The 16,262-nt window shown below is 71.4% G+C and carries 8 protein-coding genes; 5 read left to right on the top strand and 3 right to left on the bottom strand.

Features of this window, described 5'->3' with window-relative positions:
• Nucleotides 1-21: 21 nt before the first annotated feature.
• Nucleotides 22-3,714 carry a DNA polymerase III subunit alpha gene (gene dnaE, locus IPH07_06570; GenBank protein ID MBK6917046.1) on the top strand — a complete coding sequence of 1,231 codons (3,693 nt, stop codon included), beginning with the start codon at nucleotides 22-24 and terminating at the stop codon, nucleotides 3,712-3,714.
• A gap of 24 nt (nucleotides 3,715-3,738) precedes the next feature.
• Here the strand turns inward: dnaE and IPH07_06565 are convergent, their stop codons facing one another.
• A complete protein-coding gene (locus tag IPH07_06565) occupies nucleotides 3,739-4,317 on the bottom strand; it encodes a hypothetical protein (protein ID MBK6917045.1) in 579 nt (192 codons plus the stop codon).
• 120 nt (nucleotides 4,318-4,437) lie between these two features.
• On the opposite strand from IPH07_06565, the gene IPH07_06560 reads away from it, so the two are divergent.
• From IPH07_06560 to IPH07_06545, 4 genes are read left to right on the top strand one after another with little or no spacing between them, the layout of a single operon-like run.
• On the top strand, nucleotides 4,438-6,420 hold the full coding sequence (locus IPH07_06560) for a hypothetical protein (protein MBK6917044.1): 1,983 nt from the start codon (nucleotides 4,438-4,440) through the stop codon (nucleotides 6,418-6,420).
• Nucleotides 6,421-6,428: 8 nt separating this feature from the next.
• A complete protein-coding gene (locus IPH07_06555) occupies nucleotides 6,429-9,317 on the top strand; it encodes a hypothetical protein (protein MBK6917043.1) in 2,889 nt (962 codons plus the stop codon).
• Complete coding sequence (locus tag IPH07_06550) at nucleotides 9,314-10,465, top strand: hypothetical protein (GenBank protein ID MBK6917042.1); 1,152 nt, start codon at nucleotides 9,314-9,316, stop codon at nucleotides 10,463-10,465. The genes IPH07_06555 and IPH07_06550 overlap by 4 nt, the downstream gene beginning before the upstream one ends.
• A complete protein-coding gene (locus IPH07_06545; protein MBK6917041.1) occupies nucleotides 10,458-11,588 on the top strand; it encodes a hypothetical protein in 1,131 nt (376 codons plus the stop codon). Before IPH07_06550 ends, IPH07_06545 begins: the two co-directional genes overlap by 8 nt.
• 10 nt (nucleotides 11,589-11,598) lie before the next feature.
• On the opposite strand, the gene IPH07_06540 is transcribed toward IPH07_06545, so the two are convergent.
• Together IPH07_06540 and IPH07_06535 are read right to left on the bottom strand one after the other, a co-directional pair.
• Entirely contained in the window at nucleotides 11,599-14,616 is a 3,018-nt protein-coding gene (locus IPH07_06540) for a carboxypeptidase regulatory-like domain-containing protein (GenBank protein ID MBK6917040.1), read from the bottom strand.
• 242 nt (nucleotides 14,617-14,858) lie between these two features.
• Nucleotides 14,859-16,193 carry a hypothetical protein gene (locus tag IPH07_06535; GenBank protein MBK6917039.1) on the bottom strand — a complete coding sequence of 445 codons (1,335 nt, stop codon included), beginning with the start codon at nucleotides 16,191-16,193 and terminating at the stop codon, nucleotides 14,859-14,861.
• Nucleotides 16,194-16,262: the final 69 nt, after the last annotated feature.

The following is a 16,262-nucleotide window of genomic DNA, read 5'->3' as shown; positions in this document are numbered from 1 at the left end:
CGCTAGGCTCCCCGATCTGCCATGCAGACCGGCACCGACAGCGTCGACCTCGCAGACTTCGCGCATCTGCACCTGCACACCCAGTACTCGCTGCTCGACGGTGCGATCCGCACCAAGGATCTCTGCAAGGCCGTGCTCGAGCGCGGCATGAAGACCGTGGCGGTCACCGACCACGGCAACATGTTCGGCACGATCCAGTTCTACGAGGAAGCCAAGAAGCACGGGGTCAAGCCGATCCTCGGCTGCGAGGCCTACGTGTCCGACGGGCCGATGGGCGCGCGCACCGATCGCAAGAACTACCACCTGGTGCTGCTGGCCAAGAACCAGGTCGGGTTCAAGAACCTGCAGAAGCTCATCAGCATGGGCTACCTCGAGGGCTTCTACTACAGCCCGCGCATCGATCGCACGATCCTGCGCGCGCACTCCGAGGGACTCATCGGACTGTCGGCGTGCATGTCGGGCCATGTCTCGCGGCTCATCCTCGACGACAAGATGGACGAGGCCCGCGAGCGCGTGCTCGAGTACAAGGACATCTTCGAGCCCGGCAGCTACTTCCTCGAGCTGCAGCCCAACCGGCTGCCCAAGCAGGAGCAGCTGAACCCCATCCTCGCGCAGCTGGCCAAGGACTGCGGCGTGCCGATCGTCGCCACCAACGATTGCCACTACGTCAACCGCAGCGAGGCCCACGCGCACGAGGTGCTGATGTGCATGGGGCAGGGGCGGACCCTCGACGACCCCAAGCGGATGAAGCACGACTGCGACGAGTTCTTCATCAAGCGGCCCGACGAGATGGCGCCGTACTTCTCGCAGTACCCCGAGGCGCTCGAGAACGCCTGCCGCATCGCCAGGCTCTGCAATGTCGAGCTCGACCTCGGCCACCCCGAGCTGCCCGACTTCCAGCTGCCACCGGAGGTCGACGACGACCTGCCGGGCTACCTGCGGCGGGTCGCCCACGACGGCCTCTCGCAGCGCCTCGCCGAGCTGCGTGCCCGCGGCATGCGACCCCACGAGGACGAGTACCGCGCGCGGCTCGACTACGAGCTCGACGTCATCGTGCAGATGAAGTTCCCTGGCTACTTCCTCATCGTCTGGGACTTCATCCGCCACGCCAAGCACATCGGCGTGCCGGTCGGGCCCGGCCGGGGCTCGGGCGCGGGCTCGCTGGTGGCGTACTCGTTGCGCATCACCGATCTCGACCCGATCCGCTACGCATTGCTGTTCGAGCGCTTCTTGAACCCCGAGCGCATCAGCATGCCGGACTTCGACGTCGACTTCTGCATGGACCGGCGCGACGAGGTCATCCGCTACGTGATGGACCGCTACGGCGACGACCACGTAGGTCAGATCGCGACCTTCCACTCGCTCAAGGCCCGCGGGCTGGTGCGCGACGTGTGCCGCGTGATGGGCTGGAGCGTGGCCGACAGCAACGAGCTGGCCAAGCTGATCCCCGAGGGCCCCAAGGTCACGCTGTCGGCGACGGTGGCCGAGCCCGACGAACTCAAGGCCAAGATCAAGAAGGACCCCGGCGCGGCCGCCAAGCTCAAGGACGTGCTGCAGGTCGCCGAGGGCTCCGCGCGTCTGCGCGAGCGGCTGGCCGGTGACGCCCGCGCCAAGGAGGTGCTCGACGTCGGCTGCTCGCTCGAGGGCCTGAACCGCCACGCAGGCATGCACGCCGCCGGGGTGGTGATCGGCAACCGCCCGCTGTGGGAGCACGTGCCGTGCTTCCGCGCCGACGGCAAGCTGGTCACGCAGTACACCATGACCGACGTCGAGAAGGCCGGGCTGGTCAAGTTCGACTTCCTGGGCCTCAAGACCCTCACGGTGATCGCGATCGCGACCAAGCTGGTCGATCGCTCGTATGGACCCGCGGCCGGCGAGCCCAAGGTCGGTGACCCCGCGTGGGTGAGTGGTCGCTTCGACATCGATGCGATCGCGCTCGACGACGCCGGGGTCTACGAACTCATCGCGCGCGGCGACACCACGGGCGTGTTCCAGCTCGAATCCTCGGGCTTCCGCGAGCTGCTCATCCGCCTCAAGCCCGACTGCATCGAGGACATCATCGCCGCGGTCGCGCTCTACCGACCGGGTCCGCTCGAGGGCGGCATGGTCGATCAGTTCATCGAGTGCAAGCACGGCAAGCGGCAGATCGAGTACCCCCATGCGCTGCTGCAGGGGATCCTCGAGGAGACCTACGGCGTGTTCGTGTACCAGGAGCAGGTGATGCAGGCCGCGCAGATCCTCGCCGGCTTCTCGCTCGGTGGCGCCGATCTGATGCGCCGCGCGATGGGCAAGAAGAAGAAGGAGGAGATGGACCGCCAGCGCGATCTGTTCGTCAAGGGCTGCGCCGAGCACAGCCAGATCGACGCCAAGAAGGCCGGCGAGATCTTCGACTTGATCGACAAGTTCGCCGGCTACGGCTTCAACAAGTCGCACTCGGCCGCGTACGGGCTCATCACCTACCAGACGGCGTACCTCAAGCACCACTTCCGCGTCGCGTTCATGGCCGCGCTCATGACGTGCGACAAGGACAAGAACGAGAATGTCGTGAAGTTCATCGCCGAGGCGCGCGGCAGCGGCATCCACGTGCTGCCGCCGGATGTGAACGGCTCGGACCGCGACTTCAGCGTCGAGCTGATCCGGCGCGGCAGTGACGACGACGGCAGCGAGCGGGCGATCCGCTTCGGGATGGGCGCGGTGCGCAACGTCGGCGAGAACGCGGTCGAGTCGATCCTCGCGGCCCGCGGTGCCGACGGCGGCTTCGTGAGCCTGTTCGAGCTGTGTCGTCGCGTCGATCCGCGCAAGGTCAACAAGCGCACCCTGGAAGGCTTGGTGCGGGCCGGCGCGCTCGACTCGGTGGCGTGCGGCCACGCGCGCGCGCAGCTGTTCGCGGCCATCGACCGCGCGCTCACCCAGGGCCAGGACGCCGCGCGCGACCGCGAGAGCGGCCAGCGTGGGCTGTTCGAGATGGTCGAGGCGGTCGCGCCGGTCCACGTCGAGGAGTACCCCGACGTGCCCGAGTGGACCGCGAAGGAGCGCTTGGTCGGCGAGCGCGAGGCGCTGGGCTTCTACCTCACCGGCCATCCGCTCGACCGCTTCAGCCAGGATGTCGATCGCTTCGCAACCGTGAACATCGGCAACCTGCGCCGCGATCAGCACGGCTCGGAGATCATCGTCGGCGGTGTCATCTGCGACTTCCGCGAGGTGCAGACCAAGAGCGGCCGCGGCCCGATGGGGTTCTTCCAGCTCGAGGATCAGTACGGCCGCGTCGAGGTGGTCGCGTTCCCGAAGACCTACGCGAAGGTGGACGAGCAGACCGGGCTGTCGGTCGCGCAGCAGCTCGAGCGCTGCGGCGACGAGCCGGTGCTGGTCGGCGGCAAGGTCGAGGTCGAGGTGGTCGAGAGCGAGGAGGGCGGCACCGCCAAGTACAAGCTGCTGCTCGACACCATCCGGCCGATCGCCGAGGTCCGCGCGGCGCGGACCCGCAGCGTGCTGCTGCGCCTGCGCGCGGATCAGCTCGACGACCGCCGGCTGCTCGGGCTCAAGCAGGTCGTGAGCGACAACCAGGGGCCCTGCAAGATGGAGCTGCAGCTCACCGTCGACGACCGGTTCCAGTCGAAGGTGGTGTTCGGCGATCGCTTCGGCGTGAGCGCCGACGAGGGCCTCATGACCGCGCTCGAGCGGCTGTTCGGCCCTGGCTGCGCGCAGATGCTGTAGCCGCGCCAGCCGCCCGCAGCGGGCCTACGCCGGCACGCACGCCCAGCCGTCGCCCGCGGGCGGCTGCGCGCCGAAGCGGCTGGCGCAGTCGTTCTCGCTCGTGCACGTGAACACGCGGCACAGGCCCTCGCTGCACTCGAGCTGGGTGTTGCCGCAGTCGACGTCGGTGTTGCAGACCTGCCAGCACGCCCCCGCGTCGCAGGCGTGGGTCGGCAGGCACTCCGCGTCGCTGCTACACCCGGCGGTGCTGCAGTAGCCGCCCTCGCAGGTCTGGCCTGGCAGGCAGCCCTGCAGCGGACAGGGGTAGGCGCAGCTGGGCGCGCCGATCGAGGGATCATCGCGACACACGCCGCCGTCGCAGTCGGCGTCGGTGCTGCAGAGCGCGTAGCGGCAGGCGCCCACGCTGCAGGTCCAGCCGGTGGCATCTTGGCCGGCGGCCACACAGTCGGCCGAGACGCTGCAGCCGGGCTGGCACACACCCGGGGTCGGGGTGGCGTCGCCGACCTCGGCACCGCCGCTGTCGGCGTCGGGGTCGAGCGGGCTGAAGGTGAAGCAGCCCACCAGCACCAGCGGGCCGAGCAGCGTGACGCGTCCCTGCGGCATCTCCACCAGCATAGCAAGCGACGCCGCGAGTGCCCGGCTCACCACGACGTGAGGGATTAAGCGTCGGGACTGCGGCGGCGCGCTGTCGGCCCCGCGCGCCGTGGCGTATCCTCGAAATCCGTGGGCCACACGCTGCGCAGCTGGACCGCGAGGACGTTCCACCACGTGGTGGAGATCGAGCTGCTGGCGGGCGCGCGCGCAATCGATGGGGTCGCGCAGTCGCGGGCGCTGCTCGACGAGCTGCTCGCCGAGGCCTACGGCGGCGACGATCACGGTGTCCGCGACGTCATCGAGCGGGTCTATCGCGCGGTCGCACGCACGGAGCCGCCGGATCCCGCGCAGGGGCGCGCCGAGTCGATCGTGCGCGACGGGCTCGAGCATCACCTGCGCAACGGCCAGCTGCACCTCACCGCGCAGGAGCGCCCGCGGCTGTGGTCGCCACGGCTCGGCGATGGGCTCATCAGCCCGTTCGACGACGACCCGCCGCCGGAGCCGCCGCCGCCGACGACGACATGGTTCGAGCTGCGGGTGGTCGATGAGGTCGGCGATGCGATCGACGGCGTCGAGATCGAGTTCGAGGTGCTGGGCGAGACCCAGACCGTCACCACCGACGGCGACGGCGTGGCCCGACTCGACGGCATGGAGGGCGGGCAGGCGCTCGCGCGGGTCAAGAACCCCTCGCGCTTGCGCGACAAGCTGAAGCCGCGCTGGCAGCAGCCGCGCGAGCCAGTGCTGCCCGAGTCGACCGCGGAGGCACCCGCCGAGTTCGAGGTGCTCGACGATCACTTCGATCCGGTGCGCTGCAAGCGGGAGCTGCGGACCACGCTGGTGATCCTGCCGCGATTCTCGTGTCGCGAGATCGCAGCGGTGACCTTCGACTTCGGACGCAGCTTCGTGCGGCGCGAGGGCATCGTGCCGATGGCGGCGATCGCCCAGGAGCTCCACCAAGACGACGGCCAGCTGGCGTGGATCTTCGGCCACACCGACATCTCGGGCTCCGACAAGCTCAACAAGCGCCTCAGTGAACGGCGCGCCGAGGCGATCTTCGCGGTCTTCACCCACGACTTCGCGCGCTGGGACGCGCTGTGGAAGGGCGAACCCAAGGGCTCGCCGTGGTCGGAGTCGTGGGGCACGCGCGAGGTGCAGCACATGCTGAACGCACTCGGTTGCACCGACGACGCCGGCAACACCCTGGGCGAGGACGGCGACAACGGCAGCAAGACCAAGCAGGCGGTGCGCCGGTTCAAGCGCAAGGACTACCCGAGCGTGCCGGCCGAGCAGGCCGATCTGCCCGACGACAGCACGATCGACGCGGCCACGCGCGAGCAGCTGTTCTTCGCCTACGCCAAGCTCATCGGGCGTGAACCGGTCGATGTCGCGCGGATCGCCAAGGTCGGTGACGCGCCGTTCATGGGCTGCGGCGAGTACAACCCACTGTCGCTGTCGGTGAAGGACCGCGAGAGCCGGCGCGCAGTGGTGTTCGTGTTCGACCCCGCCGCACAGCCGCAGGCGCCGCCGTGCGTGCTCGGCAGCATCGACGCCTGCAAGGGCACGCTCGACCCGCCGCCGGCGGCCGACGCCGAGCCGCCGTTTTACCGCTGCTCGTTCTATCGCGAGGTCGCGTCGTGCTGTCAGTCGGCGGGCGGTGCCGACCTGGCCCACGACGTCATCGTGCGCTTCTTCTTCGATCTGAAAACCGCCGATGGGCTCGGCCACAGCTTCGTGCTCGAGGCGCAGGACATGCCCGACGACGATACCCCCGCGGTCGCGTTCTCGCAGACCCAGGCGCTCGCCGGCGACGCCCGCGAGGTCGTCGCCGAGGGCACTCCCAGCGACGATCCCGAGCAACCCGACACGCCGCCCGATCCCGCCGCGCCGGCGATGGTCGAGCTGCACTTCACCCACGTGCCCGACGCCGCCAAGTACCGCCTGCGCGTCGAGGGCGTGGCCGAGCCCTACGCGATCTTCGAGCACACCCCGTTCCACCTCATCTCGGAGCTGTCGCGTCCGCTCGACCTGCTCCGCATGCCGCGGCTGTGGGCGATCCTCCACGCACCACCGCCGGCGGCGCCCGATCCGAGCGATCCGGGTGCCACCCGATAGCGCACGCGATGGCCGACGACGTCTTCTCCGCGTTTCCCACCGAGCTCGGCGAGCGTGCGCCCGGCAGTGCCGAGCTCATCTACCTGCGCCGGGCATTGTTCGTGCTGGCCGGCAAGTTCTTCGATCCGATCGCGGGCAAGGACGCGCCGCTGCCCCCGCATCGCTTCGCGATCGCCCACGACGGCACGGTCTTCGCCGAGGGCACCAACGCCGACGCCGACGGCATCTCGACCATCTTCGAGCCCGACCTCACCGGTGTCGCGCCCGACGCGACCTGGGAGCTGTTCCTCATCCCGATCTTCGACGGCCTGCCGGACTCGGACAGCTACGCGCTGCGGGGCGAGGCGTGGATCGATCTCGAGACCAAGGCATGGGTGACGACCGACGCGGTCGAGCAGGACCACAGCTTGATGTTGGTGACGCCACGCAAGCTGTTGCGCATCCCGCTGTGGTCGAGCGTCCGCAAGGCCGCCACCGGTGGGTTCGCGCAGAGCCCACCGGCGGCCGCCGACTTCGCCTCGACCGGCCTGCTGAAGACCAGCGAGCTGCAGCCCCACGGCAGTCGCAGCAGCCCGTGGACGGTGCAGATCGATCACCAGTGGCTGCGCTCGTACGTGCAGCTGCACTGCTACGACCCGGTCGCGAAGGCCGACCGATGTGTGCCGCAGGGGCTGCTGCTGACCTCGCATCCCCGCTACGGCGAGCGCTGCGGCGGCAGCTCGGTGACGCTGGAGGGCGGCGCGATCTATGTCGTGCACGCCGGCCGCAAGGAAGACCTGCCTGAGCTCACCTTCGCGTTCGCGAGCCCCGAGACCACGCTGTTCGCCTACGCCGACGGCAAGCTCCGCACCGAGACCACGCTCGACACCGTGCTGCTCGCGAGTCACTACCCACTGCCGTCCACGTGGTCGTCGCTGGGGCACGATGCGTGGGTGGGGCCGGGCGAGGCGAGCGCCAAGACGCGCAAGACGTTCGCCGATCTTCGCCACGAAGGCGGCACCGCCGACAAGCCGCTGTGCTTCCATCTCGACGACCTCGTGGTGACCGGCAACGGCCTGCATGCCCTGGGGGTGGGCGCCGACGGCAAGTGGACGTTGACCTCCAAGCGCATGTGTGTGCTCGACTCGTTGCTGGCGGTCCGTTCGCCGGCGACGGTCGGCGGCGCGACGATGCCGTACTCGACCATCCCGTTCGAGCGTCAGCCGCTGCGCGCCGAGGAGGCGTTTCATGTCGCGGGCAAGGGCTTCGAGCAGCTCACGCGGGCGATCGAGTACGGCGGTCGCATCTTCAGCGTCGACCACCAGCGCATGCATGGGCTGCAGGGCCTGCAGCCGTTGGTTGGCGCTCGCGCGGCACGCGTGCAGATCGGCATCTCGAAGTGGCGCTGCGAGGTCCACGTGCTCGATACGCGCTGGCTCACCCACGCCTTTGGCGGCGTGACGGCGCGGCTGGCCCACGTGCTGTGCTACGTGCCCACCTTCGTGACGGCGGTCGACGCCGACGACGACAAGTCCGGCAGCAACCCCGCCAAGACGGTCGGCGTGCCCCGCACCGAGGGTCTGATGAGCGCGGCGGCAGCGGTCTGGAGTCAGGGCCATCCGGGCAACCCCGCGATGCCGAGCCCGCACAAGGACTACGCGATCGTGCCGGACGCCGGCCTCACCGCGGATACCACGGTGCTGCGGGTGCGCGCCCACTTCGGCACCCGTGAACAAGCCGACCGCGTCGAGCACGGCGGCGGCACCGACACCAAGATCGGCATCCACGTGCATCCCCAGCCCGGGCGCGCCACCGGCGGAGATCCGATGGAGCTGTTCATGCACAGCGGCCATGAGCTGCACGCCAAGCCGGTCGACCCCAATCCGCCGGCACCTGCGGTCATGGAGTTCGCGCCCCGCGGTGGGGCCACGAAGGACCGCTACGACAACGTCGAGGGCCAGCACTTCACGCTCGCGCACGAGCTCGGCCACTCGATGGACCTGCCCGACGAGTACATCGAGCACCTCACGCCGCCCGATGGCGTGTTCGGCCAGGTCGGCGCGTTCTCTGGCCGCGAGCGGCCGTTCGAGCTCGACCAGACCGCGATGATGAACTCCAACAAGGTGCCGCGGCTGCGGTACCTCTGGCCCCACGTGAACGATCTCGTGTCGCTCGCGGCGACCACTGCGTTCAAGTGGGTCAAGGCTCAGCTGCCGTTGCGGGCCGAGGCGGTGGTCGGTGGCACGCGGTTCAAGTACACGCTGCCCAGCGGCGCGACCGGCTTCGGCGATCACCCCACGCCGTGGACCTCGCTGGGCGGCAGCGTCGGTCGCGTGAGTACGTTCCTGTTCCTCGCGGGTGACGACGAGGACACCCGCGGCATGATCGTCACGCCGCCGGGTACCGCCATGCGAACGGCGCCCTTCGATGGCGTCTTGGTGGTGACCAGCAAGTACTGGTTCTCGTTCGACGACTCGATCGACGACGAGAAGGACCGCTGGGAGCTGATGTTCGACGAGTTCGCCGGCCCCTACGTCGATCGCGAGACCTGCCCGCACTTCATGATCGAGTCGAGCGGCCCGTGGCTGCAGCGGGTCGTGATCATCGTGCAGCCGCGCTGCGAGATCGAGTCGCGACCGACCAAGCTCGACAACGGCAAGGACGAGGTCATCGGCAACGCCGACATCGTCGTGCGGGTCCGCAAGGGCAACCGCGTCCGTGATGCCAGCAAGACGCCGCATGCGCTGACGATCCGCAAGGGCGATGTCGGGCACTTCTTGACCCGCTACGCGCTGTCACCGACGCAGGCGGTGTTCGACGCCCGCGACAACGGCAAGCTGAAGGCCGGCGACTTCGCGCCGGTGAACCAATGGTTCGCCAACACCTTCGGTCGCACCAGCAAGGTGGTGCCGCTGTGACGCTGCCGCCCTGCTCGAGCGAGCCGCTGGCGGGCGCCGGTCGGGCCTCGCAGGTCGCAGTGCTGCCCGCGCGCTACCAACACGTCGAGCCGCTGGTGCCGCCCGATCTGGCGCCGCTGCCGGTCGGCCCCGACGCGGTGGTGATCGCCGCGGGGCCGCGCTGGGGGCTGTGCTTCGGCGATGCGCTGACGCTGGTCGATGCCACCGGCACGCTCACGTTGCGGGCGCAGGGCGTCGCGTCGGCGGCGTTGCACGACGGCGACGGCGTGCGGCTGGGCAATCGCCTGCGCGCGCACCCACGCGACGAGCCGGAGATTCTGCGGCCGCTGGGCGCGTTCGGGCTGCACGCCGAGCAGCGCCTGGGCGCGCTCGAGGACGACCTGTGGATCTGCGCGGTGCAGCTGTCCACCTGGCAGCGCGGTCTCACCACCGCGGTGGTGGTGCGCCCGAATCGCTCGCGCAGCGACGACGAGCAAGCCCCACGGTGGAGCTTCGAGCGGCGTGGGCGGGCCAGCGTGGCGCGCTCGGGCCGGCGCATCCTGATGGCCGGCGACGATGGCCACGCGTTCGTGCTGGCGGACCCAAGCGATCCGCGTTCACGCACTCCGCAGATCATCGCGTCGCTCGAGCTGCCCCACACGCCCTACGCCGCAGCCGCGCTCGGCGATGGCTTCGTGCTGTGCAGCGCAATCGATCGCGTCGTGCCGTCGGGTGCGGCCGTGCAGGGGCGACTCGCGGGGCTGGGGGCGCGGGCGTTCGAGGCGACGTGGCACACCGAGGTGCGTGCGCTCGATGCCGACGGCGGGCTGCGCTGGTGCGTGGTGGTGGAGCTCGCGGTGCTGCAGCCACCGGTGTCGTGTGGCGTCGACCGCGTCGCGCTGCTGGGGCAGGGCATCGTGTGCGTCGAGGGTGGCCGCGTGCGCTGGCAGCGAGCGCCGACGCAGCAGGCGTACGGCACCGCGTTCGCCGACGGCACGCTCGCGCTCGGGCTCGGGCCGCACCTGGGCCTCGTCGATGCCGACGGTGCGATGCTGCAGCGGTTCGATCTGCCCGAGTCGGTCGTGACACCCCCGGCGATCGGACCCGATGGCGCGATGTGCCTGGCGACCGCGAGTCGCACGTGGATCGTGCCGGTGAGCCATGCGTGATCCGGGCCTGACATCGCGCCGCGTGGTGCTGCTGGCAGGCCTCGCGACGTTGCTGTCGTGTCGCCGCGGTGCGACGTCGCGGGCCTCGCCGTCGCTCGGTGCGCGCGCGTCGGCGCGGCGCATCGCGTTGCCCGCGGGCCTCGGCGTGCCGCAGCAGATCGTGCCGTCGGGCCCTGGCCGTGCGTGGGTGGTCGGCTCGGGCTTCGCGGTCGCCGTCGACGGCGACGACGTGCACACCCTCGGCGCCGACGTGCACGGCACCGCCCTCGGTGCGCGCCGCGATCACGCGTTGCTGCTGGGCGGTGGCCTCTACGATCGCGCCGGTCGGCTGCAGCGCAAGCTCGCCGGCGGTGGCCTCTACCACGACGCCGGCGTCGACGAGCAGGTGCTGCACGTCGACGACCACGGTTGGACCACGGTCGCCGCACTTGCGGGTCGAGCCCGACCGGCGACCATGTTCGTGCAGCGCCGCGCGTGGCGGGGTGACGGCGCCGCGGCCCGCCAGAGCGTCGCGGTCGACGGTCGCGGCGTCGGGGCCCGCCGCGACGACGGCGAGGTGGTGCTCGCGTTCGATGAAGGGCGCGTGGTCGGTTTGGCGTCGGCGCGTGCCGGCGTCGATCCGATTCCGGTGTCGTTCGAGACCACCGTCGCGCCGCGGCCCTACGCGATCACCGGCGACGACGAAGGCGTCACGCTGCTGTGCGCCGACGCGGGCCGCGGCCGCTGGGCGCGTGGCTACGACGATGGTCTGCCGACGCCGGCGTGGACGACGACGGTGGTGCAGCTCGATCGCCGCGGTCGCGAGCGAGCGAGGGTGGTGGTGCCGTTCGCCGCCGAGCACGTGCTCGTGTGGCCGCCCGGTGCGGTGCTCGTGGTCGGCCGCGGGCTGGCGTGCGTGGCCGCGGGCGCGTTGGCGTGGGTGCACGACGACGGCCGCGATCGCATGGCGGCGATCGCAGGCGACGCAGCCGCGATCGCGGCCGCCGATGCGCTCGAGCGCGTCGATCGCCGCGGCCGCACACTCGGGCGGGTCGCGCTGGCGCAGGCGCCGAGCTGTCCGCCGGCGCTCGACGGCCCGCGGGTGTGGCTCGCGGGCCCCGGCGCGCTGTGGTGCAGCTCGTGAGCGGCGCGCGTCAGATCGGCGGACCCGCGACGATCGCAACCGTGCGTCCGCCCGCGAGCTCGAGCGTGACGCGCTGGCCCTCGGGGATCCCGACGAGGGCAGGGTAGCGATAACCCTCGACGCCGCGCACGTCGTGGCCGTCGACCGCGACGATCTCGTCGCCGACGGCGAGCCCCGCCACCGCCGCCGGCCCACGCGGCCGCACCACCGCGACGGTCTTCGTGACCGCTTCGTCGACCTGATCGGGCGGCGACTCGGCCAGCTCGAAGCCGAGGTCGCCTGGGCGTTGGCCCCGCTTGGTCCGGCGCTTCGCGACCCGCAACGGGGGCAGCTCGTAGGACGCGGCGTCGCCGGGGATCTGCGCGGCGATGCGGGTCCAGCCGTACGGCGTGTCGCCGCCGAAGCTGCGCGGCACCACCATGATCGTGACCTTGCCCGACGGCGCGTGCTCGACCGTGAACGCGCCGCCGTCGTCGGTGACGTTCTCACGCTCGCCGTCTTGGCCGAACGAGAACGAGAACCCGCCCGCGCGGGCCGAGATGAGCACCTGGAGACCCGCGACGGGCTCGCCGGTCTCGAGGTCGACGACCGTGCCGCGGACGTCCACCAAGGGCGTGAGCTCGAGCTTCACGCCGGACTTCACCTCGCCAGCGGCGAGCGCAACCTCGGTCTGCGCCGAGCCATCGTCCGACTCGGCGCGGACCTGATACTTGCCCGGCGGTAGGTCGTCGATGCTCCAGGTGCCGCCGGCGTGGAAGAAGGTCTCGCTGCGGGCGATGCCCTGGGCATCGTCGCTGGCGTGGATGGTGAATCGCGTCGGGCTGGCGCCGCTGCTCGAGCCGACGGTGCCCGCAATGCGGCCACCCGCCGCGATCGTCACGACCACGCCGGTGCTGCCGACCTCGACGTGCTCGACGACACCTTCGCCGCCGCCTTTGCGCATCGCGACGATGGTGTGCTTGCCCGCCGCCAGCTGCTCGAGCGTGAACTCGCCATCGGCGTCGGTCAGCACCGGCGGTCGATCCCAGCCACCCCAGCGCGCGCGCTCGCGGTTGCCCGCAGCCGCAGTGGCGGCGCTGTCGCTCTCGCGTGTCGAGGTCAAGAACGCATCGTCGACGGGGCCGCCGGTGTCATCGACGACGCGTCCGCGGATGCGACCCGATTGCGACTCGACGCGGAGCTCGACGCGCGCGACCTCGCCATCGCGCACCGTCACACGCTCGCCCTGGACGTCGTCGTCGCTGCTGCCCGGCGCCCGCATCTGCGCCTGCCAGTCCTCGGTCGCGAACACCCGGTGTTCACCGGCCTCGACCGCGTCGATGCGGAAGTGGCCGTCGTCGCCGGTGCTGGCGCTGTTGCGCCACCGCAGACCCGATACCCGCACGGTCGCTCCCGCGACCGCTTGGCCGTGCTCGTCGACCACCCGGCCCTCGATCACGCCGCCGCGCTGCAGCGTGAGGGTGATGTCGCCGTCGCCGGTCTCGGGGATCGTCGCCTGCGGCGGCGGCACCGATTCGACGAAGCCATCCGCGCTGACGTGCAGGTCGTAGCGCCCCGGCAGCAGCCCGGCGAGCTCGAAGCTCCCGTCGGACGGATCGCTCACGGCCGCGGCGAAGGCCTGCTGGCCACGGCCGGCGTTGTCGGCCGGCGCGGCCCACAGCGAGGCGCCCGGGACCGCCGCGCCGCTGGCGTCCTGCACACGACCCCGCAGCGCCGCGCCGGCGTCGACCTCCCACACGTGGCCCTCGCTGTCGGCGTCGGCGAGCACGATGGGTTCGTACTTGGGTCGCGCGAGCTTGCCCTCGCAGCGCACCTGCACGCGGTAGGTGTCGGGCAACAGGCCGGGGATCTCGACCTCGCCGTCCGCGGTCGTGGCGGCGTCGCCGGCGTTGCCGGCGTGCTCACCCTGCAGCGACACCGACGCGAGGTCGCACGGCGTCGGCTGCTCGCCCGCGATGACGACGCGGCCGCGGACGCTGGCGGCCGGATGCACGGTGATCGCGAGCCCCTCGCGGGTCTCGCCGACGCCGAGGCGCACGCTGTTGCCGACCTGTCCGACGCCACGGGCGTGGCGGGCCATGGGCTTGTAGCGCCCGGGCTCGAGCCGCGTGAGGCGAAAGCGGCCCTCGGCGTCGGTGAGCGTGCGTGCGTCGCCCCAGACGTCCTCGCCCCCGGGCGTCACCTCGGCATCGGCGACGGCGGTGCCGTCGACGTCGATCACACGCCCGGCGAGCACCGACTCGGGCGACAGCCGCAGCTCGAACGTGAAGCCGGGTGCGACGCCGCCTTGATGGGCGTCGGCGTAGCCTTCGGCGGTTGCCCATAGCCGCTGCTCTCCCGGGGCCAGCCACAGCGAGAAGCGGCCCTCGTCATCGCTGCGGGCCCACGCCGCACCGCGGCTGCCACCGTTGCCCCACCACGCGCCGCGCGACGACACCAGTGCGCCTTCGATGACACCACCGGCGAGATCCTTCACGACGCCGTGGACCTCCACGCCGCCGCTGCGAAGCACGATGTCGATGCCACCGCGGGCCTGGCCGGGCGTGAGCTCGACGAAGTCCCGGCGTCGATCGGCGGGTTGATGTTGGCCCGGCTGGTAGGTCGGTGCCGATGCGCTGACCTCGACGCGCACCGGCGGCAGTGCGTCGAGGAGGTACGCGCCGGTCGAGCCCGAGCTCGTGCAGCGCGGCTCCGCGGTGACCTCCGAGGGCAGGCGTGGGCCCGAGGCCTTCGCGCAGACCTGCGCGCCGGCGATGCCGTGGCCGGCCTCGTCGCGCACGAAGCCCGCGATGCTGGCGGCCGTGCGCAGCCACGGGGGCGCACGCAGATCGATCGGCGCCGGTGCTTCGGTGGCGCCGGCCGGGCGCCATCCCGCCCGCCCGTCGCGCTCGGCGATCGCGGGTTCGCTGCCGTCGCCATCGTCCGGGGTTGCGATGCGCCCTCGCTGCCACCACCACAGCAGGGCGCCGACGATGGCGATCGCCAGCACGATCGCGGGTCCACGGTTTCGTCTCGGAGTGCTCGTCACGTCGCGGTCTCGTTCCTCGCCCCGCGGCGTTGCTCGCTCCCGCGGGCCAATGGTTCCCGCATTCCGCCGTCGAAGCTGCTAGTCCCTCGACACAGGGATAGTGATGGGTCAGAACGCCGTCATGGCCGCGACTCCGCAAGGCGCCGTGCCGCCGGAATACCGGGCGTATTTCAAGGTGCGGCAACGCAGCGAGGCGCGGTCAGGGCGGTGTCATGGCCCGTCACAATCCCTGTGTCGAGGGACTAGTCCTTGCGCTTGCGGGGCCCCTTGCGGCGCGGGGGCTTGCTCTCCACGAGCGTGTCGTCGGCGCGATCGGGCAGCGCGCGCATCGGCGCCTCGATGGGATCGAGGCCGAGGTTGCGCCGCGCACGGGTCGGCAGCGCGAAGAAGCCAGCCAGCTCCTCGAGCACGCACAGCCGCAGCTCGTCGTCGAACGCTTCGGTGTCGCGCACGAGGCGGGCGATGTTCTTGCGATACACCGCCAGCCCGGTGAGCTCGGGCGGCTCGGCCCCGGGACCGTCGGCGCCGCGCGAGGCGGTCGCGATGACGGTGACCCGCGGGCTCACGCCCTCGAGCACGAGCTCCGACGGCGGCAGGTCGCGCACGAGGATCGCCGGCGCGCCCGGGCCGTCCATCAGGCTCGCCAGCAGGGGATCGCCGCAGCTGCTGATGGTGCCGACCACGCGTCGGTGCACGACCGCGGTCGACGGGGTCCAGTCGGGCAGCGGCACCTCGGCGTCGAGCTCGACCGTGCGCAGCCCGGCGCGGGCGGCCTCGAGCGGCGCGCCGGTGCGGAACTCGACCTCGGCCAGCAGGCTCCACGCCTCGGCATCGCGCGGGAACCATCCGACGACGCGGCGCAGCAGCGTCCGCGCGGGCTCGACCAAGTCGGCGTCGATCCACAGCTGCGCGGCGCGCAGCGCCAGCGCGATGGCCCGCTGGCCCCGCTCGGCCCGCTCCTCGTCCTCGAGCGGCTCGCCCTCGGGATCAAAGGCGAGGAACTCCCACGCCGCGGCGCGGGTGGTGGCGTCGCCGAGCTTCGAGGCCGCGTCGTCGCCACCCGGCTCGGCGCCGCTGCTGCGCAGCTCGAGCGCCAGGTGCAGCACGTCCATGCCACCCAGCTCGCGCAGGCGATCGCGGGCGCCGATCACGTCGTCGCTGGCGAGCTCGCACTCGGCCGCCAGCAGGTTGAGGTCGAGCGCCTCGAGCGGCGCGAGCTCCTCGAGCTCGAGCGCGTCGCTGACGTAACGCAGGCCACGCAGTGGCTCGTCGAGGTCGTAGAGGCACACCGCGGCCGCCGCGGCGTACGGCTCGAGGTACTCGGGGTCGAGCTCGATGGCCCGCTCGTAGCAGCGCAGGGCCTCGTTGGCGTTGCCCTCACCCAGGGCGATCGCGCCGAGCAGGAGCGCGGCGTCGGGCTCGTCGGGTCGTACGTCCTGCGCGTGGGCGACGCTGGTGCGCGCGGCCGAGAGCTCGCCCTTGTCGAGCAGCGCCCAACCACGGTCGATGTGCGCCGCGTAGCGGCTCGCCTCGCCGAATCCTGCGTCGGGTGCGTCCTGCTCGTCGGGTGCGCTCATCGTCGTGCTTCATATACCATGGCGACGGGGTCGACCCCGGGGGCCCACGCTGACGCGCCGTTCTTTTCG

Source organism: Deltaproteobacteria bacterium (assembly GCA_016709225.1).
In the GTDB taxonomy this organism is placed as follows: domain Bacteria; phylum Myxococcota_A; class Polyangia; order Nannocystales; family Nannocystaceae; genus Xiheibacterium; species Xiheibacterium phototrophicum.
Note: the sequence above shows the minus strand (reverse complement) of the source record. Positions and strands in the feature narration are given on the sequence as shown.